The organism is Mesorhizobium norvegicum (genome assembly GCF_004919685.1).
GTDB lineage: Bacteria > Pseudomonadota > Alphaproteobacteria > Rhizobiales > Rhizobiaceae > Mesorhizobium > Mesorhizobium norvegicum.
Genome location: NZ_SMYZ01000117.1, coordinates 14,424 through 37,149, shown reverse-complemented (window position 1 = coordinate 37,149; position 22,726 = coordinate 14,424). Strand labels below are relative to the sequence as shown.

Annotated in this window: 25 protein-coding genes; 18 read left to right on the top strand and 7 right to left on the bottom strand. The window is 63.1% G+C overall.

Going from position 1 to position 22,726, the window contains the following annotated elements; all coding sequences use genetic code 11:
- The first annotated feature begins 71 nt into the window (after positions 1-71).
- From ilvN to FCU66_RS36590, 7 genes are all read left to right on the top strand, one after another.
- Positions 72-644, top strand: a complete 573-nt coding sequence (gene ilvN / locus FCU66_RS36620) for an acetolactate synthase small subunit (RefSeq protein ID WP_027044849.1) — start codon at positions 72-74, stop codon at positions 642-644.
- A gap of 123 nt (positions 645-767) precedes the next feature.
- Positions 768-1,364 carry a LysE family translocator gene (locus tag FCU66_RS36615; RefSeq protein WP_136620241.1) on the top strand — a complete coding sequence of 199 codons (597 nt, stop codon included), beginning with the start codon at positions 768-770 and terminating at the stop codon, positions 1,362-1,364.
- A gap of 229 nt (positions 1,365-1,593) precedes the next feature.
- A complete protein-coding gene (locus FCU66_RS36610; protein WP_136620240.1) occupies positions 1,594-2,859 on the top strand; it encodes an efflux RND transporter periplasmic adaptor subunit in 1,266 nt (421 codons plus the stop codon).
- On the top strand, positions 2,856-6,017 hold the full coding sequence (locus tag FCU66_RS36605) for an efflux RND transporter permease subunit (RefSeq protein WP_136620239.1): 3,162 nt from the start codon (positions 2,856-2,858) through the stop codon (positions 6,015-6,017). The genes FCU66_RS36610 and FCU66_RS36605 overlap by 4 nt, the downstream gene beginning before the upstream one ends.
- A 78-nt stretch (positions 6,018-6,095) precedes the next feature.
- Positions 6,096-6,701 carry a nitrile hydratase subunit alpha gene (gene nthA, locus FCU66_RS36600; RefSeq protein ID WP_136620238.1) on the top strand — a complete coding sequence of 202 codons (606 nt, stop codon included), beginning with the start codon at positions 6,096-6,098 and terminating at the stop codon, positions 6,699-6,701.
- Positions 6,698-7,357, top strand: coding sequence for a nitrile hydratase subunit beta (nthB, locus tag FCU66_RS36595; RefSeq protein ID WP_136620237.1), 660 nt, complete (start codon positions 6,698-6,700; stop codon positions 7,355-7,357). Before nthA ends, nthB begins: the two co-directional genes overlap by 4 nt.
- The gene (locus tag FCU66_RS36590; protein ID WP_136620236.1) at positions 7,344-7,703 is read left to right on the top strand and encodes a nitrile hydratase accessory protein; all 360 of its coding nucleotides are present in this window, start codon (positions 7,344-7,346) and stop codon (positions 7,701-7,703) included. The genes nthB and FCU66_RS36590 overlap by 14 nt, the downstream gene beginning before the upstream one ends.
- Before the next feature lie 40 nt (positions 7,704-7,743).
- On the opposite strand, the gene FCU66_RS36585 is transcribed toward FCU66_RS36590, so the two are convergent.
- The gene (locus FCU66_RS36585; protein WP_136620235.1) at positions 7,744-8,115 is read right to left on the bottom strand and encodes a hypothetical protein; all 372 of its coding nucleotides are present in this window, start codon (positions 8,113-8,115) and stop codon (positions 7,744-7,746) included.
- A 232-nt stretch (positions 8,116-8,347) separates the two neighbouring features.
- On the opposite strand from FCU66_RS36585, the gene FCU66_RS36580 reads away from it, so the two are divergent.
- Both FCU66_RS36580 and FCU66_RS36575 read left to right on the top strand, forming a co-directional pair.
- Positions 8,348-9,475, top strand: coding sequence for an ATP-dependent DNA helicase (locus tag FCU66_RS36580; RefSeq protein WP_136620234.1), 1,128 nt, complete (start codon positions 8,348-8,350; stop codon positions 9,473-9,475).
- 139 nt (positions 9,476-9,614) lie between these two features.
- Positions 9,615-10,199, top strand: coding sequence for a hypothetical protein (locus FCU66_RS36575; RefSeq protein ID WP_136620233.1), 585 nt, complete (start codon positions 9,615-9,617; stop codon positions 10,197-10,199).
- A 15-nt stretch (positions 10,200-10,214) separates the two neighbouring features.
- Here FCU66_RS36575 and FCU66_RS36570 read toward each other — a convergent pair whose 3' ends face one another.
- The gene (locus FCU66_RS36570) at positions 10,215-10,619 is read right to left on the bottom strand and encodes a SpoIIAA family protein (RefSeq protein ID WP_136620232.1); all 405 of its coding nucleotides are present in this window, start codon (positions 10,617-10,619) and stop codon (positions 10,215-10,217) included.
- Between the two features lie 135 nt (positions 10,620-10,754).
- Here FCU66_RS36570 and FCU66_RS36565 point away from each other — a divergent pair, with 135 nt between their 5' ends.
- From FCU66_RS36565 to FCU66_RS36555, 3 genes are all read left to right on the top strand, one after another.
- A complete protein-coding gene (locus FCU66_RS36565; RefSeq protein ID WP_136620231.1) occupies positions 10,755-11,495 on the top strand; it encodes a pyridoxine 5'-phosphate synthase in 741 nt (246 codons plus the stop codon).
- 103 nt (positions 11,496-11,598) lie between these two features.
- The gene (locus tag FCU66_RS36560; protein WP_136620230.1) at positions 11,599-13,518 is read left to right on the top strand and encodes a potassium transporter Kup; all 1,920 of its coding nucleotides are present in this window, start codon (positions 11,599-11,601) and stop codon (positions 13,516-13,518) included.
- A gap of 35 nt (positions 13,519-13,553) precedes the next feature.
- Positions 13,554-14,591: an SDR family oxidoreductase gene (locus tag FCU66_RS36555; RefSeq protein ID WP_136620229.1), complete on the top strand. Its 1,038-nt coding sequence runs from the start codon at positions 13,554-13,556 to the stop codon at positions 14,589-14,591.
- A 44-nt stretch (positions 14,592-14,635) separates the two neighbouring features.
- Here FCU66_RS36555 and FCU66_RS36550 read toward each other — a convergent pair whose 3' ends face one another.
- Complete coding sequence (locus FCU66_RS36550; RefSeq protein WP_136620228.1) at positions 14,636-15,529, bottom strand: SDR family oxidoreductase; 894 nt, start codon at positions 15,527-15,529, stop codon at positions 14,636-14,638.
- Between the two features lie 135 nt (positions 15,530-15,664).
- Here FCU66_RS36550 and FCU66_RS36545 point away from each other — a divergent pair, with 135 nt between their 5' ends.
- Entirely contained in the window at positions 15,665-16,075 is a 411-nt protein-coding gene (locus FCU66_RS36545) for a winged helix-turn-helix transcriptional regulator (protein ID WP_136620227.1), read from the top strand.
- A 47-nt stretch (positions 16,076-16,122) separates the two neighbouring features.
- The gene (locus FCU66_RS36540; RefSeq protein WP_136620226.1) at positions 16,123-17,388 is read left to right on the top strand and encodes an FAD-dependent oxidoreductase; all 1,266 of its coding nucleotides are present in this window, start codon (positions 16,123-16,125) and stop codon (positions 17,386-17,388) included.
- Here FCU66_RS36540 and FCU66_RS36535 read toward each other — a convergent pair.
- Positions 17,336-18,061, bottom strand: a complete 726-nt coding sequence (locus FCU66_RS36535) for a glutathione S-transferase family protein (RefSeq protein ID WP_168992020.1) — start codon at positions 18,059-18,061, stop codon at positions 17,336-17,338. The genes FCU66_RS36540 and FCU66_RS36535 overlap by 53 nt on opposite strands.
- A 1-nt stretch (position 18,062) precedes the next feature.
- Positions 18,063-18,368 (bottom strand): Rieske (2Fe-2S) protein, encoded by a 306-nt coding sequence (locus FCU66_RS36530; protein ID WP_136620224.1) that lies wholly within the window; start codon positions 18,366-18,368, stop codon positions 18,063-18,065.
- A gap of 97 nt (positions 18,369-18,465) precedes the next feature.
- Here FCU66_RS36530 and FCU66_RS36525 point away from each other — a divergent pair, with 97 nt between their 5' ends.
- From FCU66_RS36525 to ilvC, 3 genes are all read left to right on the top strand, one after another.
- On the top strand, positions 18,466-18,924 hold the full coding sequence (locus FCU66_RS36525) for a MarR family winged helix-turn-helix transcriptional regulator (protein ID WP_136620223.1): 459 nt from the start codon (positions 18,466-18,468) through the stop codon (positions 18,922-18,924).
- 120 nt (positions 18,925-19,044) lie between these two features.
- A complete protein-coding gene (locus FCU66_RS36520; protein WP_136620222.1) occupies positions 19,045-19,731 on the top strand; it encodes a TetR/AcrR family transcriptional regulator in 687 nt (228 codons plus the stop codon).
- A 26-nt stretch (positions 19,732-19,757) separates the two neighbouring features.
- Positions 19,758-20,777 carry a ketol-acid reductoisomerase gene (gene ilvC / locus FCU66_RS36515; protein WP_013531065.1) on the top strand — a complete coding sequence of 340 codons (1,020 nt, stop codon included), beginning with the start codon at positions 19,758-19,760 and terminating at the stop codon, positions 20,775-20,777.
- A 203-nt stretch (positions 20,778-20,980) separates the two neighbouring features.
- On the opposite strand, the gene FCU66_RS36510 is transcribed toward ilvC, so the two are convergent.
- On the bottom strand, positions 20,981-21,400 hold the full coding sequence (locus tag FCU66_RS36510; RefSeq protein WP_136620221.1) for a cupin domain-containing protein: 420 nt from the start codon (positions 21,398-21,400) through the stop codon (positions 20,981-20,983).
- A 57-nt stretch (positions 21,401-21,457) separates the two neighbouring features.
- Between FCU66_RS36510 and FCU66_RS36505 the strand changes: the two genes are divergently transcribed.
- Positions 21,458-21,940, top strand: a complete 483-nt coding sequence (locus FCU66_RS36505) for a MarR family winged helix-turn-helix transcriptional regulator (RefSeq protein ID WP_136620220.1) — start codon at positions 21,458-21,460, stop codon at positions 21,938-21,940.
- A gap of 133 nt (positions 21,941-22,073) precedes the next feature.
- Here FCU66_RS36505 and FCU66_RS36500 read toward each other — a convergent pair whose 3' ends face one another.
- Positions 22,074-22,655, bottom strand: a complete 582-nt coding sequence (locus tag FCU66_RS36500) for a BA14K family protein (RefSeq protein WP_136620219.1) — start codon at positions 22,653-22,655, stop codon at positions 22,074-22,076.
- Positions 22,656-22,726 lie beyond the last annotated feature (71 nt).

The window sequence follows — 22,726 nt, the reverse complement described above, 5'->3', positions numbered from 1 at the left end:
GGCAGGGCTGTCACGAGAAGCCGTGCGCAAACAGAGAATTAGCTCAAGAGCTTGAAATCGAGATTCATGTCATGAACGCACAGCTACAGCCGACCGGTTCGGCCTATTTCATCGCCAAGGAAACGGAAAAGCCGGAAAACCACACGCTTTCCGTGCTGGTCGACAACGAGCCGGGCGTGCTTGCCCGGGTCATCGGCCTGTTTTCCGGGCGCGGCTACAACATCGAGAGCCTGACCGTCTCCGAGACCGAACATGAGAAGCACCTGTCGCGCATCACCATCGTGACGCGCGGCACGCCGCATGTGCTGGAGCAGATCAAACATCAGCTCGAGCGCATCGTGCCGGTGCACCGCGTCGTCGACCTGACCGTGCGTTCGCATGAATCCGGCCAGGAGCGGCCTCTGGAGCGCGAACTGGCGCTGGTCAAGGTGGCCGGCACCGGCGAGGCCCGCGTCGAGGCGCTGCGGCTGGCCGACGCGTTTCGCGCCAGCGTCATCGATGCCAACACCGAGCATTTCATCTTCGAGATCACCGGCAAGGGCACCAAGATCGACCAGTTCATCGCCATCATGAAGCCGCTCGGCCTGGTCGAAATCTGCCGCACCGGCGTGGCGGCGTTGAACCGCGGCCCACAGGCGATGTAGCAAGCGCCGAACGGCCCAGCACCTTCAAAAGGGGAGAGGCATCTGGCCCCGCTGTGGGCTGTCCGTGGCCTTTGCTCGGTCGCCGGGAAGAGACAATAATGCTGACTTATCAGGGAGGATATCATGTCGCTTGAAGCATTCCTTGCCCTGCTCGTCTACGCCTTCGTGACCTCGATCACGCCGGGGCCGAACAATCTCATGCTTCTGGCATCGGGCGTGAATTTCGGCATCGTCAGATCGGTTCCGCACATGCTTGGCATCAGCATCGGTTTCCTGGTGCTGCTGGTCGCCGTGGGCCTTGGCCTCGGCGCTGTGCTGACGGCGTTCCCGGCGCTGCACACCGGATTGAAGATCGCCGGCGGCGCCTATCTGCTCTATCTTGCCTGGAAGATCGCCATGTCGCGCTCGCTCAGCGGCAAGGGCGAGGTGAAGGCGCAGCCGATGCGCTTCATCGATGCGGCGGCGTTCCAATGGGTCAATCCCAAGGCATGGGTGATGGCGATCACCGCCATGGCCGTCTACACCAATCCGGAGCATCCATTCCTGTCGGTGGTGTTGATCGCCGTGGCCTTCACCGTCGTCAATTTGCCGAGCGTCTCGGTATGGGCGGGTTTCGGCACCGCGCTGCGCGGGTTCCTGTCGGACCCGGTGCGGCTGAAATGGTTCAACATCGCCATGGGCGTGCTGCTGGCGGCGACGCTGTGGCCGATGCTTAAATAGGCCTGGGGCGCACAGGATCCGGACTCTCGGCGGACCGTCCGGATCGGGAGTCAGGCCGCACTGCACATCCATTGTGCAGTGCACATTAAATCTTCGTAATGCCGTGTTTTGGCCCTTTTCCGACAAAGGCGTGTCCTATCTATTCGGCTAAATCGCGGCAACGGGCCGTGATTTGCGCTAGAATAGAACCATCAGACCACGACGTGTCGGGTGGAGAGGACCTTGGACCATGCGTGGAAAAGTCGGTCTTTCGTTGCTTGCCGTTGCCTGCCTGGCAGGGGCGGCGTGGTTCTATGTTTCGCCTGACGCGCTGGGCAAGGTGCAACAGCTTGTCGGCGTGAAGCAGGTGGCGGCGTCGGACAAACCGGCAGCGGGTTCGGACAAGAAAGGCGCCAGCGCGGCGCGCTCGGCCTCCATCCTCTCGGCAGTCGCCTCGACCGCCGATTTCCCGATCCGGCGTTACGCGATCGGCTTCGTCTCCTCTCCGGCCGTCGTCAGCATCAACGCGCGGGTCTCCAGCCAGATCGTCTCGATCGACGTCAAGGACGGGCAGATGGTGAAGGTCGGCGACGTTCTGTTTTCGCTCGATGACCGGGCGCTGAGGGCGCAGCTTGCCAAGGATCAGGCGACGCTCGCCAAGGACCAGGCGATGCTCGCCAGCTCGCAGTCCGATCTCCAGCGCGCCAAGGATCTGGTCGCCAAGCAGGCCGGCACGCAACAGACCTACGACCAGGCCGTCGCTGCGGCAAAGGCTGCCGCGGCGACCGTCGATGCCGACAAGGCGACAATCGACGCCGACAACGTCCAGCTTGGCTTTGCCACGATCACGGCGCCGATTTCCGGCAGGCTGGGCGCGGTCAGCGTCGCCGTCGGCGACCTCGTCAGCACGAGCAATGGCAGCAGCACTGCGACCCCGCTGGTGACCATCACCCAGATGGACCCGCTGCAGGTCAACTTCAATCTGCCGGAAAGCAATCTGGCGCTGTTGCACAAGGCGCTTGCCAATCCGCAGCAAGGGGCGGTCACCCTGACCAAGGACGGTGACCCAACGCCGATCGGCAAAGGTACGCTCGATTTCGTCGATTCCAGCGTGGACACCGCGTCGGGCACGATCGCCACCCGGGCAAGCATTCCGAATGCCGATCTTTCGCTATGGCCTGGCCAATATGTGAACGTCATCCTGGAGGCCGGCATCATGCCGCAGATGACCTCCGTTCCCACCGTCGCGGTCCAGCCGAGCCAGAAGGGCCCTTTCGTCTATGTGGTCAAGCCGGACAACACCGTCGAGATGCGGCCGGTGCAGGTGGCGCTGACCGAAGGCGAAAACAGCGCTATCGGCCAGGGGCTGAAAAGCGGCGAGCGTGTCGTCATCGAGGGCCAGACGAGGCTGAAGGACGGCGCTGCGGTGCATGAAGGCAAGGCCACGGCCGCAGCCGGCAGCCAGGCCGCTCCCAAGGTGGCTGACGCCACCAAAGCCGGCGAGGCGGCCCAATGATTTCCGAATTCTGCATCCGCAGGCCCGTCGCCACGCTGCTCATGTCGTTCGCCCTCGTGCTGGGCGGAGTGTTTGCCTACAAGTTCCTGCCGGTGGCAGCCCTGCCGAGCGCCGAATTCCCGGTGGTCAATGTTTCGGCCTCGCTGCCTGGCGCGTCGCCCGAGACCATGGCCACGTCGGTGGCGACGCCGCTGATCAAGCAGTTCGCGACCATTGCCGGCATCGATTCGATCTCGACCACCAATTCGCTCGGCTCGACCTCGATCGCCATCCAGTTCGTGCTCAACCGCGACATCGACGCGGCCGCGGCCGACGTCCAGGCGGCGATCGCGCGCACGCAGAAATCGCTGCCGCCGGAGATGACGGCGCCGCCGAGCTACCGCAAGGTCAATCCCGCCGACGCACCGATCCTGTTGATGTCGCTGGTCAGCGACACGGTTCCGCTGACCGATCTCGATGCTTTCGCGGAGAACGTCATCTCGCCGTCGCTATCGACCATCGACGGCGTCGCGCAGGTTTCGATCTACGGCCAGCAGAAATACGCCGTGCGCATCCAGATCGATCCGACCGCGCTTGCCGCGCGCGGCATCTCGATCGACCAGTTGCAGGCGGCGGTTGCGTCGGCCAACAGCAACACGCCGCTCGGCGTGCTCCAGAACGACAAGCAGCAGCTCACCATCACCGCCAACACGCAGCTCAACAACGCGGCCGGCTTCTCCAACATCATCATCGCCACCAAAAACGGTCACCCGGTACGGCTGGGCGAGGTGACCCGCGTCGTCGATTCGGTGCAGACCACGACGACGGCGAGCTGGTACGATGGCACCCGCGCGATCATCATGGCGGTGCAGCGCCAGCCCGACGCCAACACGGTCGACGTCGTCGACAAGGTCAAGGCGATGCTGCCGTCCTTCCAGGACCAGATGCCGGCCGCCGCCTCGATCAAGCTGCTCAACGACCGTTCGGCCTCGATCCGTCAGGCCGTCGACGACGTCCAGTTCACGCTGCTTTTGACCATCGCCCTGGTGGTGATGGTGATCTTCGTGTTCCTGCGCCGGGTGACGGCGACCATCATCCCGGCCGTGGCGGTGCCGATTTCGCTGATCGCCACGCTCGGCGCGATGTTCCTGTTCGGCTTTTCCATCGACAACATCTCGCTGATGGGCCTGACGCTTGCGGTGGGCCTCGTCGTGGACGACGCCATCGTCATGCTGGAAAACATCTTCCGCCACATGGAGGAGGATGGGCTGTCGGCCTTCGATGCGTCGCTGAAGGGCGCGCGCGAAATCGGCTTCACCATCATCTCGATCTCGATCTCGCTGGTGGCGGTGTTCATCCCGGTGCTGCTGATGGGCGGCGTCATCGGGCGCATCTTCAACGAGTTCGCCGTCGTGGTGACGGTCGCCATCCTGGCGTCGATGTTCGTGTCGCTGACGCTGACGCCGATGCTGTGCTCGCGGCTGCTGTCGGTGACCAAGGTCGACCGCGACAAGCATGGCCCTGGCCATAAGCAGGACCTCGTCACGCGCAGCTACGACCGGGTCTTGAGCTTCTGCCTGCGGCACACCTTCCTGGTGTTCCTCGTCTTTGTCGGCACCGCGGCAGCGTCGGTGTGGCTGATCCAGATCTCGCCGAAGGGCTTCTTCCCGCAGGAGGATATCGGCCAGATATCGGTGACCACCATCGCGCGACAGGACATTTCGTTTGACGCCATGGTGAAGCTGCAAGGGCAGGTGGCCAACGTCTTTTCCCATTCGCCCTATGTTTCGCATGTGGCATGGTCGGCTGGCAGCGGCAACAATGCGCTGAACCAGGGCCAGCTCTACGTTCAGTTGAAGGACAAGAGCCAACGCCCGGATATCGAGAAGGTGCAGTCGGATCTGCGCAAGCAACTGGCCAATGTGCCGGGTATCGAGACCTACATGCAGCCGGTGCAGAACCTGAGGCTGGGTTCACGGTCGTCGGCCAGCGCCTACCAGCTCGTGGTTCAGGGCCTCGATACCGGCCAGACCGATATCTGGGCGCAGAAGATGAATGACGCGATGGCGGCCGACCATGCGACCTTCACCGATGTCACCAGCGACCTGCAGAACAATGCGCTGCAGGCGACGCTGGTGGTGGATCGCGATAAAGCCGCGCAACTCGGCATCGATACCGACACGCTGCGCTCCGCCCTCTATGGCGGGTTCGGCACCAACCAGGTCTCGACAATCTTCGGTTCGGCCGACAGCTACGAAGTCATCGCCGAACTCGATCCCAAGATCGAATGGTCGCCCGAGCGGATGCTCGCCATCCAGATGAAGACGGCGAGCGGCAGTCTGGTTCCGCTTGGCGCCTTCGCCCGGGTCGACCGCACGGCCGGCGCCTTGACGGTCAACCAGCTCGGCCAGCTTCCGGCCGTGACGATCTCCTACAACCTGCCGCAAGGCGTGGCGCTCGGCGACAGTGTGACCCGTATCAACGCGCTCAAAGAGCAGATCGGCATGCCGACGGCGATCTCGACGACCTTTGCCGGCACGGCCAAGACCTTCCAGGATTCGCTGGCCAACCAGGGTCTTCTGGTCGGCGGCGCGATCCTGACCATCTATATCGTGCTCGGCATCCTGTACGAGAGCTTCATCCACCCGCTCACAATCCTCACCGGCCTGCCGTCGGCTGTGCTCGGGGCGGTCGTTGCACTGCATTTTGCCGGCATGGATTTGTCGGTCATCGCGGTGATCGGCATCCTGATGCTGATCGGCATCGTCAAGAAGAACGGCATCATGATGGTGGACGTCGCGCTGGAGCTCCGACGTGATGGCATGTCCGCCAAGGAATCCATCCATAAGGCCTGCCTGATGCGTTTCCGGCCGATCATGATGACGACGCTGGCGGCACTGATGGGCACATTCCCGATCGCGCTCGGCACCGGCGCCAGCGCCGAGCTACGCCAGCCGCTCGGCGTTGCCGTTGTCGGCGGTCTGCTTGCGTCGCAGGCGCTCACCCTGTTCGTGACGCCGGTGATCTATGTCTACATGGAGAATTTTTCAGGCTGGCTGGTCGGGCTTTGGTCGAAGCGCAAGGGCGAGCCGAGCCCGGTCGAAGATGTCGACCAGCCCTCGCTGTTCGAGGCCAGGGAAGAAATGCTGCCCGAACCGCAGCGGGCGGCCGCTGAATAGAAGCAGGGCCAGCGCCCTGTGCCGCTGGCCCAAGCCGTCGTGCTTGCGGCGGCGTCACCGGAACCGTAATTTGCCGCCATGTCACACGATCATGATCACGACAACGAACTCGATCCGTTTGCCGCCCGCGTGCGCGCTCTGGAAACCATCCTCACCCAGAAAGGGTTGATCGATCCGGCCGCGATCGACGTCATCGTTGATACTTACGAGACGAAAATCGGCCCGCGCAATGGCGCCAGGGTGGTGGCGAAAGCCTGGAGCGATCCAGCCTATGCCGACTGGCTGAAGCGCGACGCGACGGCGGCGATCGAATCGCTGAGCTATTCGGGCCGGCAAGGCGAGCACATGCAGGCGGTGTTCAACACCGAGGACACGCACAACCTCGTCGTCTGCACGCTGTGCTCCTGCTATCCGTGGTCGGTGCTTGGCCTGCCGCCGGTCTGGTACAAGGCGCCGCCCTATCGCTCGCGCGCGGTGATCGATCCGCGCGGGGTGCTGGAAGAGTTCGGGCTGACGCTGCCGGCGGACAAGAAGATCCGCGTCTGGGATTCGACCGCGGAGCTGCGCTATCTCGTCGTGCCGATGCGGCCCGAGGGCACCGAGGGCTGGAGCGAGGAGCGGCTGGCGGAGTTGGTGAGCCGCGATGCGATGATCGGCACCGGCCTGGCGAGACAGCCGGCATGAACGGGCCGCAGGATCTTGGCGGACAGATGGGGTTCGGCCCGGTCGCGCCCGAAAAGGACGAACCCTATTTCCACGCCGCCTGGGAAAGGCGGGCGCTCGGCGTGACGCTGACTGCCGGCGCCATGGGCGCCTGGAACATCGACGAGAGCCGGCATGCACGGGAATCGCTGCATCCGGCCGACTATTATGCCTCGAGCTACTACCAGATCTGGATCAAGGCGCTGGAGATCCTGCTCAAGCGCCATGGCTTCGTCACCCAGCGCGATCTGGCAGCAGGAGAGGCGATCGATCCGGCAGCGGCGCCGAAAAGGGTGCTGAAGGCGGAAAACGTACCTGGTGTGCTGGCCAAGGGCGGGCCTTGCGACCGGCCGGTTGCGACGGCGGCGCGGTTCAAGGCCGGCGATCCCGTGCGGACCAAGAACTTCAACCCGACCGGCCACACGCGGCTGCCACGCTACGCCCGTGGCAAGCGTGGCGTCATCGAGGCCGTGCGTGATGGGTTCGTGTTCCCCGACAGCAACGCGCATGGGCACGGCGAAAACCCGCAATGGGTCTACACCGTGGTTTTCGAAGGATCGGAAATCTGGGGCGAGGGCGCCGACCCGGCGCTAAGCGTGTCGATCGATGCCTGGGAGAGCTATCTTGAACCGGCGTGACACGGATGTGGCCGAGCTGCCACCGGGCATCGATGCCCCGGTGTTTGCCGAGCCATGGCAGGCCGAAGCCTTCGCCATGACGGTAGCGCTGCACGACAAGGGTCTGTTCTCGTGGAGCGAGTGGGCGCAGGCGCTGTCGAGCGAAGTGAAGAAGCCCGGTGCTGCTGCCGACGGCCACGACTATTACGAACATTGGCTGGCGGCACTGGAAAGCCTGCTTGTTTCAAAAGGGCTGGCAGCCAGAGCCGATGTCGACGCGATGGCTGAAGCCTGGGAGCGCGCGGCGCACGCCACACCACACGGCAAGCCGATCCTGCTGGAAAACGATCCCCGGCCGACCGGATAGGTCGCCTCAGACCCACACGCAAATGGCCTGTTCTGGAAAATCAATCGGTTGCCGGCTCTCGGCGCACAAGGACGCCACGTTGAATTAGCAAGTCCAATAGACGGCTGTAGCTTGGATAGTTATCGCTGTCGTTGGATCGAAGCGCTTCGTCGATTTCAGATTGCGATCTATTGACCGCCTCATACAATGAGTTTTTGTGGTGGACACGATTGAATGCCGAAGAGATTTCGACAATCGCGCGATACTCGTTGAGCATCTCCGATTGGGCGTAGCCGGCCTCCATCATATTTGAACTGAAAGGACTTTCTCGAAACGCCTTTTCCAAAAGCTGATCGAGATTGTACGTTGGCAGCCAGCTGAGCCGGGGGCCAATGTAGAAGAATATGTCTCGGTGTGGCTGCTCCGTCGGCACCTGCCATTCCTATCTTTTCGTCTTGCACCATTATCCTACGGGAGAATGCGACTCTAGGGCTTAGAGTCCAGAGCGCGCTAATCTTGCGGTCCAACTCATGCTGGCTTTGTTCCCTTTACGTTCTGGTTTGCACCTGATATCCTGACCCGTCGGCGACACCGGGGCGTCCCGACGAGTCGATGGTGGTGACAGCTGTCTTGTCTTTCCCTTGCGAATCCGGTCTCTCGCGCTGATGGAATTCTCTCCCCAACAGGACGAGGCGCTGCAAGCGGTTGCCCGCTGGCTCAAGACCGGTAAGCCGCAGCTGTTTCGGCTGTTCGGCTATGCTGGCACCGGCAAGACGACGCTGGCGCGTTATTTCGCCGAACATGTCGACGGCCAGGTGCAGTTCGCCGCCTTCACCGGCAAGGCCGCACAGGTTCTGCGCTCCAAGGGCGCGGTCAATGCCCGCACCATCCATTCGCTGATCTACAGGCCGAAGGGCGAGGAGTCGGTGTCGGACGAAGTCACCGGCAAGACCTCGATGTCGCCGACCTTTTCGCTCAACCGGCAGAGCCCGATCTCGCGGGCCAAACTGGTCGTCATCGACGAATGCTCGATGGTCGACGAACAGCTTGGCCGCGACCTGATGAGTTTCGGCACGCCGATCCTGGTGCTCGGCGACCCCGGCCAGTTGCCGCCGATCTCGGGCGGCGGCTTCTTCACCGACCACGAGCCGGATTTCCTGCTCACCGAAATCCACCGCCAGGCGCGCGACAATCCGATCCTGCGGCTGGCGCTCGATGTGCGCGAGGGCCGCGAGTTCATGCGTGGCGACTATGGCACGGCGCAGGTCATCGGCAAGGAAGACGTCACCCAGGACCTGGTGCTGAAGGCGGACCAGGTGCTGGTCGGCACCAACCGCACGCGGCGTCGCTACAATCAGCGGCTGCGCGAGCTCAAAGGCTTCAATGCCGACTATCCGCAGGCCGGCGACAAGCTGGTCTGCCTGCGCAACGATCCGGCCAAGGGTCTGCTCAATGGCTCGCTGTGGAAGGTGATGACCTCATCGCGCGAAACGGTGAAGCCCGGCATCAATCTGCTGGTTTCTCCCGAAGAGGACGATCCGGGTCGCGGTGTCGCCAAGATCAAGCTGCTCAAGGCGGCCTTCGAGGATCCGGACGCCGATATCCCCTGGCAGCAGAAGAAGCGCTTCGACGATTTCGACTATGGCTACGCGCTGACCGTGCACAAGGCACAGGGCTCGCAGTGGAACGAGATCGTGCTGTTCGATGAAAGCTGGGCCTTCAAGGAAACCCGCCAGCGCTGGCTCTATACCGCCATCACACGAGCGGCTGAGCGGCTGACGATCGTCAGGTAGAGGCGCCGGAGCGGGCTCCCGTTGCGTTCTGTTGGACGGTCAGATTAGTTTTTCGGTCATGCCACGCGTTTTCCAACAGGTCGTCAGTCTTGGCCCCGATTGCCGGACAATCCATCAGATCCGGGAGCGTTTTGGCAGAGTGAGCGGCAGGCGCGGTGTTTTCGACTGGCAAGGCACGCCGCCCGTGGTGGTGATGGAATATCTGCGGCGCGATTTTGCCGGAATGTTCGAGCGCGATGATTTGCAGGTCGCCGACGGCAAGGTCTCCAACCGACGGTTCGGCACCAGCTACAAGCACCTGTTCCCGGATGATGTTACCGAAGCGGTGCTCGAAGTCCGCTATCGGGCCGTTCGGAAAAACCATGACCGATGGTGCAAGACGACGAGGGCACTGATCCGAAATGGTCGTTCGACGCTTTTCGTCCTTGGTTTGCCGGTCACCTGGCGGGACATGGATGAACTGTCGATGCTTCTCGAAAAAGCCGCTCCCGGCCGGGACTTCCTGTTGTTGGCGCCTCCCGAAGGAGACAGAAGCGACGACTGGCGGGGCGACTATGATTTGTGGCGGGAGCATTTTGCCCCATTCTCGATCGAGCCGCCGCTGGGAAGGCGTATCAGCCTGAAATTCTATAGGCTCGGCAAAAGGATGTTCTTCAGGAACTCAAATCCGCTCGACGCCGACGAGTTGATCGGAACGCTGAACTGGCTTTGGAAGAAGCGCTAACCGGGCCGTTGCAAGTTATTGCCCGCCAATCGGGCTGGCGCCGAGCCATTGCCAGGCGGCGGCCTCGTCTTCCGCTTTGAAATGTCTGAATTCGATGGGTGGTGAGGGCGGCAGGAAGCGTTGTGCGTCCGCTATCCAGTCCGGTTCGCCGATCGTCGCGCAACGGCCGACATGTTCCAACGCATGGATGGCGCCCTGCTTCAGGGTCTCGTCCGCGATATGGGCCCAGTCGACGCCGTCATGGTCGACAAGGCGCACCAGCACATCAATGCGCTGATGAAGGGCATAGGCGGCCTCCATCAACCCGAAAAGGTTTTCGCCGTCGGCCGCGGAGACGTGCCCGACGATGTCGATGGCGAAAAGGTCGTCACGGCTGGTCTCGATACGACGGATCGCCGGCACGGAATCGAGAAAATTCATGGGCGGTTCCTTTCCGGACATGTTCATCAGGCTTGGAACACCCGAAACCCCCAGTCTGTTCCCACCAAAGGCATTACTGTTCCCGCCAAAGGCATTATAGGTGGGCACGTCGAATGATTTTACGAGGCCGCCCGCATGCCCGCAAAGCTCTCCGTCAACCTCAACGCCGTCGCCATGCTGCGCAACCGGCGCGACCTGCCGTGGCCTGATGTCATCGGTCTCGGCCGCATTGCGCTCGCGGCCGGGGCGCATGGGCTGACGGTGCATCCGCGCCCCGACGAGCGGCACACAAGACGCTCCGATCTGCCCGCGATACGGTCGCTGATCGACGACGAGTTTCCGCGCGCGGAATTCAACATCGAGGGCTATCCGACCGAGGATTTCCTGCTGCTTGTGGAAAAGCATCAGCCCGAACAGGTGACGCTGGTGCCGGACGATCCGGCCCAGGCGACATCGGACCATGGCTGGAACTTCGCGGCCCAGGCCGCGTTCCTCACACCGATCGTCAAGCGTCTGAGGAAGGGGGGCTTTCGCGTGTCGCTGTTTTCCGATCCGGACCCCGATTGCGTGGCGGCCGCACGCGACACTGGCGCCGACCGTATCGAGCTCTATACGGGTCCCTACGGCAGCTATCATTCCGATTCCGCCAAGGCGGCCAAGGAGCTGGAAAGATTGGGAAAAACCGCCGACGCCGCGCTTGTCGCCGGACTTCAGGTCAATGCCGGGCACGATCTGGTGGTCAGCAATCTGCCGGCGCTTGCCAAGCGCATTCCGGCATTGGCCGAAGTGTCGATCGGACATGGGTTGACAGCCGACGCGTTGGAGTATGGCATGGCCGGTACGGTGGGGCGATTTCTCAGGGCCTGCGGGTGGTAGCGATGGCAGCCTCGCAGGGCAAGCATGGCAGCCATCACGCGACGGCACTTGATATTGCATCGCAGCAAGCGTAGAGCACCGCGCGCTTATCGGAGTGTCGTCCATGGCCCTTACCAATACTGGTAGTGAGGCAGAACCCGTCGAACAATCGAGCCATTCGGAAGTCGAACAGCACAGCACCAAGGTTCTGATGCTGGGCGCGCTCGGCGTGGTCTATGGGGATATCGGCACCAGCCCGATCTACGCCTTTCGCGAGGCGCTGGTGGCGTCGTCGGGTGGCAATGTCGCCCAGCGCGGCGATATTCTCGGCGTGCTGTCGCTGATCATCTGGTCGCTGACGATCATCGTCACCATCAAATACATCATGTTCGTGCTGCGCGCCGACAACCGCGGCGAGGGCGGCGTGCTGTCGCTGATGGCGCTGGCGCGCGGCAGTTTCCCCAAGCGCTCGGCGCTGATGCTCGGCATCGGCATTGTCGGGGCATCGCTTTTCTTCGGTGACGCCGTCATCACACCGGCGATTTCGGTGCTGTCGGCGGTTGAGGGCATGAATGTCGTCACGCCGACCTTCCAGCCCTATGTCGTGCCGCTGACGCTGGTCATTCTTGCCATGGTGTTCGCGGTGCAGCGCTTTGGCACGGGCGGGGTGGGATTGGTGTTCGGCCCGGTGACCGCGGTATGGTTCCTGGCCATTGGCCTTTCCGGTCTCAACCACATCATCGCCGATCCGGAAATCCTGTGGGCGGTGAGCCCGCACTACATCGTCGCCTTCCTGATCAATTCGCCCGACGTCGCTTTCGTGACCATCGGCGCCATCTTCCTCGCCGTCACCGGCGCGGAAGCGCTCTATGCCGACCTCGGCCATTTCGGCCGCAAGCCGATCGTGCTCGCCTGGCTGGCGATCGTGTTTCCCTGCCTGCTGCTCAATTATGCCGGGCAAGGCGCCTTCGTGCTGGCAAAGAACGGCGTGGTCGGTCATCCGTTCTTCGAGATGAACGAGGGCTGGACGCTGATCCCGATGGTAGTGCTGGCAACGGCCGCGACGGTCATCGCCAGCCAGGCGGTGATATCGGGCGCGTTCTCACTGACCAGGCAGGCGGTGCAGCTCAACATGCTGCCGCGCCTGGAAATCCTGCACACGTCGGAAAAACAGTCCGGCCAGATCTATATGCCGCGCGTCAATCTCCTGCTGGCGCTGGTGGTGATGCTGCTGGTGGTCGGCTTCGGCGAGTCCAGCAGGCTGGCGTCGGCCTACGGCATCTCGGTGACCGGCAACATGCTGGTGACGACGGTGCTGCTCTATGTCGTCATGACGCGCATCTGGAAATGGCAGCTTTGGCTGGCAGTCTCGCTGACGGCGCTGTTCGGCTTCATCGACGTCGGTTTCTTTGCCTCCAACATCGTCAAGGTGTTCGAGGGTGGCTGGGCCTCGCTGGCCGTGGCCTTCACCATCGTGCTGGCCATGTGGACCTGGGTGCGCGGCAGCCGCTATCTGTTCGACAAGACCCGCCGCAACGAGATCCCGCTCGATTTCCTCGCCGGCAATCTGTTGAAGAAAAAGCCGCAGCTGGTGTCCGGCACCGCCGTGTTCCTGACCAGCGATCCGCTCAGCGCGCCAACCGCGCTGATGCACAGCCTGAAGCACTACAAGGTTCTGCATGAGCAGAACGTCATCCTTTCGGTGGTGACCGCGCCGCAGCCGGTGGTGCCCGACAGCGACCGGGTCAAGATGGAGACGGTCAACGAGCTGTTCATGCGGGTGACGCTGACCTTCGGCTATATGGAACAGCCCAACATCCCGCGCGCGCTGGCGATCTGCCGCAAGCAGGGCTGGAAATTCGATATCATGACGACCTCGTTCTTCCTGTCGCGGCGTTCGCTCAAGGCCTCGCCCAATTCCGGCATGCCGGTGTGGCAGGACCGGTTGTTCATCGGCCTGGCGCGCACGGCGGCCGACGCGACGGAGTATTTCCAGATCCCGACCGGACGCGTGGTCGAGATCGGCACGCAGGTAGCGATCTGACAGTTTCTTGCCGATGAATGGCTGAGGAGGCGGGCATGAGCGGCGAATTGGTGCTTGTTACCGGCGGCTCCGGCTTCCTCGGGGCGCATTGCATTCTCGAACTGCTGAAAGCCGGCTACCGCGTGCGCACGACCGTTCGCTCAGCCAAGCGTGAAACCGATGTTCTGGCTATGCTCAAGGCTGGCGGCACCGAGCCCGGGGCGGCTCTTTCGTTTGCCGTCGCCGATCTGATGGCCGATGCCGGGTGGCCTGATGCCGTTGCCGGCTGCGACTATGTCCTTCACGTCGCATCGCCGTTCCCGCCTGGCGTGCCGAAGCATGAGGATGATCTGATCATCCCGGCCCGCGAAGGAGCGATGCGGGTGTTGCGGGCCGCGCGGGACGCGGGCGTCAAACGTGTCGTGCTGACCTCGTCCTTCGCCGCGATCGGCTATGGCAAGCTGCCGTCCGGCGGCCGGCCGTTCACCGAGGAGAACTGGACCGATCCGACAGGCAAGGTCAGCGCCTATGTGAAGTCGAAGACTTTGGCCGAACGTGCTGCCTGGGATTTCATTGCCGAGGGCGGCGCGTTGGAGCTCGCGGTCGTCAATCCGGTGGGGATATTTGGACCGGTTCTTGGCTCGGACCATTCGACCTCCACCGAATTTGTCCAGCGTATGTTGAACGGTGCCATGCCCGGGCTGCCACGCCTTTCCTTCGGCGTCGTCGACGCGCGCGACGTGGCGGACCTGCATGTGCGTGCCATGACCAATCCCGCCGCCAAGGGCGAGCGGTTCCTGGCCATCGCCGGCGATTTCATGACGGTGCGGGAGATCGCCCAGACTTTGAAAACGCGATTGGGCGATGCGGCGGCGCGCATCTCGACCAGGCAGCTTCCCGATTGGCTGGTGCGGATCGTGGGCTTGTTCAACGGGGAAGCCGCACAGCTCGCGCCGGAACTGGGTAAAGTCAAGAATGCCACCAACGCCAAGGCGGTGGGCATGCTCGGCTGGTCGCCGCGATCGCGCGAAGACGCACTGGCTGCGACCGGCGAAAGCCTGATCCGGCTCGGGCTGCTCAAGACATCGAAATAACGGTACCGAAAGCCGGGTATCTCGGCTCCCGGCACCGCTGGCCGTCAACCAACCAGAGCGGCCCTGTTCGCCTCGAGGAACTGCTTCAGCGTTTTTGACTTCCGGCCGGAAAGCGTCTCGACCGTGTCCGTCACCATGGCGATGCGGCCGGCGCGCGTGTTGGCGTCAAACGACACGATGATGCGGGCGAAATCCTCGGGAACGCCGGCCGCCTTCACGCCTTCGGTCAAGGCTTCATCCGAAACCGGCACGACATTGAGCGGCTTGCCGGTGACCTCACTTACCAGTGAGGCAATCTCGGCCACGGTATAGGCCTGCGGGCCGGTCAACGTGTAGGTCTTGCTTTCGTTCGAAGCGGCGGCGAGGCCGGCGGCGATCGCCGCCGCCATGTCTTTGCGCGCGCCGTGCGCGATGCGGCCGTCGCCGGCGGATGTGTACCAGTGTCCCGATGCGATGGCCTGCGGCAGTGCCATGAACAGGTTCTCCTGGTACCAGCCATTGCGGAAGATAGTGTAGGCAATGCCACTTGCCTTGATCGCCTGCTCGGAGCCGTAGTGATCATTGGCAAACAGTATCGGTGAAACCGGTTCCGGATTCGGCATCGAGGTGTAGAGCAGGTGCGAAACGCCGGCCTTCTTCGCGGCAGCGACCGCGTTCTCATGCTGCTTCAGGCGCTTGCCGTGATGCAGGTCGATCTCGCCGGTCGAGATGATCAGCACCCTGTCGGCGCCCTTGAATGCGGCCTCCAACGATACGGCGTCGTCGAAGTCGGCGGTCCTGATGGTGACGCCGCGCGCCGCCAGGTCGGCGAGGTTTTCCGGGTTGCGGGTGGTGGCGATGATCCGCCGAGGCGGAACCTTGAGTGAGTCCAGCAGGTGGTTGATGACGCTACGGCCGAGCTGGCCGGACGCGCCGGTGACGAGAAGGGTTTCGGTCATGGAGGATCCTGACGTTGCGCCGGAAGCGCGGTTCGAGTGTCAGTCTCAAAAAGAGACCAGCACTAAAATAGGAATTGACCTGTTGCCGTAAAGAAGGCAGTTTTTCGGGAGGTAGGCACGCGCAGGGAACCAGCGGTGGACAGCAAGATCGTCAATCTCAAATCCAAGCTCGAGATCTACAAATCCATGAGCAATGGCGGAAACATTGCCGATTGCCCGGTTCGCGATGTGATCCAGGGTCTCAGCGGCAAATGGAGTTCGCTGTTGATGGGGGCGCTGGCCGAAAAGCCCTATCGCTTCGGCGAGTTGCGGCGGCTGGTGCCCGACATCTCACAGCGCATGCTCACCCAGACGCTCTACGATCTGCAGCGCGACGGCTATGTGCATCGCGAAGTGTTTCCGACCAAGCCGCCGAGCGTCGAATACAGCCTGACCGATCTCGGACACTCGATGTTCGGCGCCTTGCACCAGCTGATCCTGTGGGCCGAGCTCAATCATGACGCCGTGCGCGACGCGCGCGCCGGCTTTGATGCGGCGCAGGCGTGAGCCGGACAAGGCCGTTGGCGACTTGATTTCGTCCGGCCGCTGAAGGATTGTCCCGGCCATTCGGCTTTGGGGGCATTGGCATTTCCTACGACATCGCAATTGCTGGCGCCGGGCCGGCGGGACTGGCCATGGCGCTCTATCTCAAGCGTGCCGGGCATCGGGTCACCGTCTTCGAGCGCTTCGATGAACCGAAGCCGGTCGGCTCCGGGCTGATCCTGCAGCCGACCGGGCTGACGGTCCTGGCCGATCTTGGCCTGCTCGACGACATACTGGCGCTGGGCAGCCGCATTGATCGCCTGCATGGCGCCGACGCCCGCAGCGGCCGCACCGTGCTCGACGTCAGCTATGATGCGCAACGCGGTGGCCGCTTCGGGTTGGCGGTGCACCGGGCGGCTCTGTTCGGCGTGCTTTTCCGCGCCGCGCAACGCGAGGCGATCGCCATCGAGACCGGGGTTGAAGTCGAGGCGCTGGAGGCGGGCGAACGGGTGAGCCTGATCTGTGGCAACGGGCGAAGGGCAGGGCCGTTCGATCTGGTCGTCGACGCCAGCGGTTCGCGCTCAAAACTGCGATTGAGTGCAAGTGCTCCAGGCGAGCCGCGGCCGCTGACCTATGGCGCGTTCTGGGCCTCGCTCGGCTGGCGCGGCGAAGGTTTTGACGAGCATGCGCTGCTGCAACGCTACGACAGAGCGAGCGTGATGATCGGCGTGCTGCCGATCGGCCGGCCGGAGCCAGGTGCTGAAAAGATGGCTGCATTCTTCTGGAGCCTGAAGCCGTCGGATGCCGACGAGGTGCGCGCCCGGGGCCTGAACGCCTGGAAGGAGAGGGTGGTCCGGCTGTGGCCTGAAAGCGAGGCGTACACCAGCCAGATCGACAGTTTCGACCAGCTCTCGCTGGCGCGCTATGGCCACCACACGATGAAGCGGCCGGTTGGGCTGCGGCTGGCCATCATCGGCGACGCGGCGCACTCGACCAGCCCGCAGCTCGGGCAAGGGGCCAACATGGCGCTGCTCGACGTCGCAGCACTCAGCCATGCGCTGGTGCGGACGCCAAACGTCGAGGCAGCGCTGGAAGCCTATGCGAGGGCGCGGCGCTGGCATGTCCGCATCTTCCAGGCGCTATCGCTGGCATTCACGCCGTTCTACCAGTCGGATTCAGTGGCGCTGCCCTTCATCCGCGACAGGCTGGTGGCGACGGTGGCAAAGATCCCGCCGGCGCCGCAGTTCCTCGCCTCGATGGTGGCCGGCACGGTGATCGACCCGTTCAAGCGGATCGGGCTGACGGAGGCGCGGTGGCCGGATCGCTTTGGCCAATGAGGCTCGAAAGGTACGATCCCTTCGCTCGCAGGAAGGCATGCAAGGCCTGCGGGTAGTCCGGCGCCACGGCGTGCTTGATCGACGGGCGCTCACTCAACGCCTGGCGCCAGGCCCGGACAAGCGGTTTGCCGTCAAGGATGCCGAAATCGCCGATCCGGTCGAAGGCGTCCAGATAGCGGAAGACCGGACCGTAGACGGCGTCGACCAGCGAGAAGCGCTCGCCGGCGAACCAGGGTCCGCCAGTCTCGTCCGTCAGCTCGGCTTCGAGACGATCGAACATGGCAGACAGCGCGCTGGATTCGGCCAGGAAGCCTGCCTCGGTCGAGGCTGAATAAAACCGGCCGATGGCGTTGAGGGTTGCCGAGCCGAACTCGATCCAGGCACGATGCCGGGCGCGGGCGTAGGGGTCGGCAGGGTGGAGAGGGTTGGCCTGCGTCTCTTCGAGGAATTCGAGGATGACGGCCGACTCGAAGACCGCCGTTTCCTCACCATTTCGCTGTACACGCAGCAGCGGCACCTTGCCGAGTGGCGAGATCGCCTTGAACCAGTCCGGCTTGTTGGCGAGGTCGATGTCGACGCGCTCGAACGGCACGGCCTTTTCGGCCAGTGAAATCGCGGCGCGCTGCACATAGGGGCAGAGATGATGGCTGACGAGAATGAGCTTGTCGGTCATCTTACTCGCCCCAGACATAGTTCAACGCGCCATCCTCGACGCGCGTCGACAGGAACATCAGGCGGGACTCCTTTGGCGCCGGCCCGCCGAGCCGATCGCCGCTTGCCATATCGAACGAGGCGCCGTGCCATTGGCAGACCAGCCTGCCGTCCTTGCAGTCGAGCGGCCCGCCGAAATGCAGGCAGACATTGGCGGCGGCACGGATGTGATCGCCCCTGCGATAGACATGCACCTCGCGGCCGAAGAACGGCGCGATCAGGCTGCCTGTCTGCGGAATGTCGGCGAGTTTGCAGATTTCGTGTTTCATGAGTCTGGCTTCCTAGTTAATGCAACTGCATCTATGTAGATGCATATGCATTTATCGTCAAGCTTGATGCATCTGCATCTACCGCCTATGTTGGGCCATGACCGAGAAAGCCACGCCTTCGTCTGAAGCCATCAAGGCCTGGGCCCGCTTGATGCGGGTTTCGCGCCAGCTGATGGAAAGCGCTGAAGAGGCGTTGAAGGCCGCTGGCCTGCCGCCGCTTGCCTGGTACGATGTGCTGCATGAACTCGCCGAGGCGGGTGAGGGCGGGCTGCGGCCGTTCCAGCTGATCGAGCGCACTCTGTTCGCGCAATACAACATTTCGCGCCTGCTGGCCCGGCTCGAGGCCGACAGGCTTGTGGAGAAATTGCCGGTGGCCGATGACGGCCGTGGCCAAACCATCCGCATTACGGCCAACGGGCGAGAGACACGCCGCCAGATGTGGGCTGTCTACGGACGGTCGATCGCCGAACTGGTCGGGGCCAAACTCTCGGGAGAGGAGTTGACCATGGTCTCGGCACTGCTTGGCCGGCTGCGCCAGCCGCCAGCCAGCGATTAAGCGCGGCTTGTCGCGCGGCAGCGCCCATCCACCTGCAGATATTTTTTGCGCTCGTCCTCTTGCGCGCGGCCTCGGATTGCGCAATATGCCGAACCGTAACGTACGGTACGGCGCATTGGAATGACCGATGGCCCTACCTTTCGAGAGAAGAGCGTGTTGCACAACGTGCCCGAGATCGACACCAGCGAAGCGCTGACGGAGCGGCAGAAAGCCGTTCTGGACGCGGCGTTGCGGCTGCTGGTCGAAGAGGGCGATCAGCTGACCATGACCGCCGTGGCGCGTCGCGCCAGCTGCTCCAAGGAAACGCTCTACAAATGGTTCGGCGATCGCGACGGGCTGCTGACGGCCACGGTGCAATGGCAGGCCTCGAAAGTGCGGGTGGCGCAGGTCGACGGCAAGGGGCTCGATCTGGCCTCGCTGACGGCAAGCCTCGAACGCTTCGCCTCGGACTGGCTCAAGGTGATTTCGAGCGATACTTCGATCGCGCTCAACCGCGTGGCGGTCGGCCATGCAGGGTCCGGCAAGGACAATCTCGGCGCCGTGGTGCTGGAGAATGGCCGTTTCGCGCTGGCCAAGCGCCTGAAGCCTGTCCTTGAAGCCGGTCGGCAGGCCGGGCTGCTCAAGTTCGCGGATGCCGAAACGGCGTTCCGCACCTTTTTCGGGCTGGTCGCCCGCGACGTGCAGATCCGTCTGCTGCTCGGCGACCGGCTGGAATTGACTGAGGCGGCGATCGGCGGCGATGCCGCGCGGGCGACGCAGCAGTTTCTCGCTCTTCATGGAGCAAAAACCGGGCCGCAAGGCCTCTGATTTGTAAAAACGGGAAGGAAGACAAAATGCGCGTCTATTACGATCGTGATGCCGATCTCAATCTGATCAAGGGCAAGAAGGTCGCCATCATCGGCTACGGCAGCCAGGGCAGGGCGCATGCGCTCAATCTCAAGGATTCCGGCGCCAAGGAGATCGCCATCGGCCTCAAGGCCGGCTCGGCGACCGCCAAGAAGGTCGAAGCCGACGGGCTCAAGGTGATGAGCGTGGCGGACGCCGCCAAATGGGCCGACCTGATGATGATGGCGACGCCCGACGAACTGCAGGCCGACATCTACAAGAACGAGATCGCGCCGAACATCCGCGATGGTGCGGCGATCGCCTTCGCGCACGGCCTCAACGTGCATTTCGGCCTGATCGAGCCGAAGTCGACGGTCGACGTCGTCATGATCGCGCCGAAGGGCCCCGGCCACACGGTGCGCGGCGAATACCAGAAGGGCGGCGGCGTGCCGTGCCTGGTTGCGGTCAACCAGGACGCTTCGGGCAACGCGCTCGACCTGGCGCTGTCCTACGCCTGCGGCGTCGGCGGCGGCCGTTCGGGCATCATCGAGACCAATTTCCGCGAGGAATGCGAGACCGACCTGTTCGGCGAGCAGGTCGTGCTGTGCGGCGGTCTGGTCGAACTGATCCGCGCCGGCTTCGAGACGCTGGTGGAAGCCGGCTACGCGCCTGAGATGGCCTATTTCGAGTGCCTGCACGAGGTCAAGCTGATCGTCGACCTGATCTATGAAGGCGGCATCGCCAACATGAACTACTCGATCTCGAACACCGCCGAATGGGGCGAATATGTCTCGGGCCCGCGCATCATCACCGCCGAGACCAAGGCCGAGATGAAGCGCGTGCTGAAGGACATCCAGACCGGCAAGTTCACCTCAGAGTGGATGCAGGAATACCGCGCCGGCATGTCCCGCTTCAAGGGCATCCGCCGCAACAATGACAGCCACCAGATCGAGGAAGTCGGCGCCAAGCTGCGCGCGATGATGCCGTGGATTTCCAAGAACAAGCTGGTCGACAAGGCCAAGAACTGAGCGAAATCCACGTTCTTGCCTCTGCGCGTCCTGGGGCTTCGCCCTGCGGGCGCGCGGGGGGCTCGAAGAACAAGTTGGTCGATAGGGCCAAGAACCAGGGTCCGGACTCAGTCGTCCCTCAATCAAGCTCACTGCGAATTGGTCGCAGTGAGCTTGTCGCGGCGATAACACCAGTACTGCTTGGGGCCGCCTCGGCTGGAGACCTATGCGGGCACTAGCCCGTGGCGCAGCATGACCTCCTTCGCCTTGGCCAGGTCAGGCTTGCCGGGGACATTGATCACCTCGGCAATCTCCTCGAAGTAGCGGCGCCCGATGGAACCCGGCGTCAGCACGGCCAAGGTCCGCGACACACCGTCGTGCAGGTTCTCGTGGTGGTGGACACTTCCGCGCGGAATGAAGATGGCATCGCCGGCACCGAGTTCCTGCTTTCGGTCATCAACGGTGATCGTCAAAATGCCCTCCAGTCCATACAGCGTTTCGTCCGCCTCCTGATGGTAGTGGGGCGCCGGTACGCGGGCGCGGGACGGGACAACGAATTCAAACACGGTTGCACCCTTGTCGGTGACCAGGAAGCGCAATTCCAGCTCACCGATCCTCAAGACGCTCTGTGTATCCGCTTCCATCGACATGCTCCTTGTTGTAAAGTGGCTTTACAGAGTTTGTAAAAGGACTTTACAACAATGTCAACAGCCAGCCAGACGCCGGAGCCCGACACAGAGCTGCGCCCGCCCTTCTTCGGGGCTCTCTTGCGCATCACCTGGGAGCACGTTCGCAGCCAGATGCACGAGGCCATTCATGACGCCGGCTTCACCGACTTTCAGGACGCTCACTTTGCCGTGTTCTCCTATCCCCTTCCGGACGGCGTGAGGCCGTCGGAATTGGCTCGCCAGAAGCGAATGTCGAGGCAGGCGATCAACTACCTCCTCATCCAGCTCGAAGAACTTGGCTATATTGAGCGGCGCTCTCCCGAGGGCAGCGACCGGCGCCTCATCTACGTGAGCGCGCGCGGGCGGCAGCTTGTCGAGACGATTTTCAGCTGCCTGCGGCGGTTGCATGCGGAATGGGCGGAGGAAATCGGTGAGGAGCGATTCAACGACTTCCTTGGCGTGTTGAAGCAGCTGTCCACGAGGGCGCAGCAGGATCGCTCCAAAGATCCAGGCTAGCAGTCAAGCAGCCGAACGACAGCGGTGGCGTGCTGTACGTCACCGTGCTCGCGGTTCCGTCTTTTGCGGCGTCTTGCCCATAAACAAAAACGGCGCCGCGATGCGCGGCGCCGTATTCGTCAATCAGCGCGGCTCAGCTATAGGGCGACCAGCACTGCTGGCGCGGGCCGTTGTAGGGCTGGAAGGTGTTGTCGTAGGCCCGATACGACCGGTAGCGGTTGTAGCACCATTGAACATGGGCGCTCGACAGCCGGCCGGCACGGTAGTAGCGGCGCGGCGGCGGCGCATCGTAATAATTGTAGTTGTTGTACATGCTGCCGAGGCCGAGTCCCAGACCAAGTCCGAGTACAGCAGCCGCACCGTCATCGTAGTAACGACCGCCGCGATAGTGGTGGCGACCATGGCGCCAACGCCAGTCGTCTCCGCGATCCCAGTTGCCGCCACCGTTCCAGTTTCCGCCGCCACCGTTCCAGTGTCTGCGGCCCCCGTTCCAGTTACCCGACCGGCGCCACCTCCAATTGTCATTGTTGAACTGCCGGTCATTACCGCCGGCCCATTCGTCGCGCACCGGCGTGACGGTTGGCGCCGCCGTGCTGGTGGGAATCGACATGTTCGGCTGCAGGATCGGTCCGGCGGCGGACGGCGCCGTGATGCCGGAGAAGATGCCGAGGGCCAACAGCCCGGATTTGACGGTGGAAGAAAAGAGCGAATTCATTGCACTCTCCATGAGTTACAGGCCCCACGCCCACCCGAGGAATGGGGCAACAATGGATGCTTGCATCTGAA

Bases quoted from the DNA above. Each gene is read 5' to 3' on its own strand.
- ilvN (WP_027044849.1), top strand. From the start codon at position 72: ATGAACGCACAGCTACAGCCGACCGGTTCGGCCTATTTCATCGCCAAG.
- FCU66_RS36615 (WP_136620241.1), top strand. From the start codon at position 768: ATGTCGCTTGAAGCATTCCTTGCCCTGCTCGTCTACGCCTTCGTGACC.
- FCU66_RS36610 (WP_136620240.1), top strand. From the start codon at position 1,594: ATGCGTGGAAAAGTCGGTCTTTCGTTGCTTGCCGTTGCCTGCCTGGCA.
- FCU66_RS36605 (WP_136620239.1), top strand. From the start codon at position 2,856: ATGATTTCCGAATTCTGCATCCGCAGGCCCGTCGCCACGCTGCTCATG.
- nthA (WP_136620238.1), top strand. From the start codon at position 6,096: ATGTCACACGATCATGATCACGACAACGAACTCGATCCGTTTGCCGCC.
- nthB (WP_136620237.1), top strand. From the start codon at position 6,698: ATGAACGGGCCGCAGGATCTTGGCGGACAGATGGGGTTCGGCCCGGTC.
- FCU66_RS36580 (WP_136620234.1), top strand. From the start codon at position 8,348: ATGGAATTCTCTCCCCAACAGGACGAGGCGCTGCAAGCGGTTGCCCGC.
- FCU66_RS36570 (WP_136620232.1), bottom strand. From the start codon at position 10,619: ATGAATTTTCTCGATTCCGTGCCGGCGATCCGTCGTATCGAGACCAGC.
- FCU66_RS36565 (WP_136620231.1), top strand. From the start codon at position 10,755: ATGCCCGCAAAGCTCTCCGTCAACCTCAACGCCGTCGCCATGCTGCGC.
- FCU66_RS36560 (WP_136620230.1), top strand. From the start codon at position 11,599: ATGGCCCTTACCAATACTGGTAGTGAGGCAGAACCCGTCGAACAATCG.
- FCU66_RS36555 (WP_136620229.1), top strand. From the start codon at position 13,554: ATGAGCGGCGAATTGGTGCTTGTTACCGGCGGCTCCGGCTTCCTCGGG.
- FCU66_RS36550 (WP_136620228.1), bottom strand. From the start codon at position 15,529: ATGACCGAAACCCTTCTCGTCACCGGCGCGTCCGGCCAGCTCGGCCGT.
- FCU66_RS36535 (WP_168992020.1), bottom strand. From the start codon at position 18,061: ATGACCGACAAGCTCATTCTCGTCAGCCATCATCTCTGCCCCTATGTG.
- FCU66_RS36530 (WP_136620224.1), bottom strand. From the start codon at position 18,368: ATGAAACACGAAATCTGCAAACTCGCCGACATTCCGCAGACAGGCAGC.
- FCU66_RS36525 (WP_136620223.1), top strand. From the start codon at position 18,466: ATGACCGAGAAAGCCACGCCTTCGTCTGAAGCCATCAAGGCCTGGGCC.
- FCU66_RS36520 (WP_136620222.1), top strand. From the start codon at position 19,045: ATGACCGATGGCCCTACCTTTCGAGAGAAGAGCGTGTTGCACAACGTG.
- ilvC (WP_013531065.1), top strand. From the start codon at position 19,758: ATGCGCGTCTATTACGATCGTGATGCCGATCTCAATCTGATCAAGGGC.
- FCU66_RS36510 (WP_136620221.1), bottom strand. From the start codon at position 21,400: ATGGAAGCGGATACACAGAGCGTCTTGAGGATCGGTGAGCTGGAATTG.
- FCU66_RS36505 (WP_136620220.1), top strand. From the start codon at position 21,458: ATGTCAACAGCCAGCCAGACGCCGGAGCCCGACACAGAGCTGCGCCCG.
- FCU66_RS36500 (WP_136620219.1), bottom strand. From the start codon at position 22,655: ATGAATTCGCTCTTTTCTTCCACCGTCAAATCCGGGCTGTTGGCCCTC.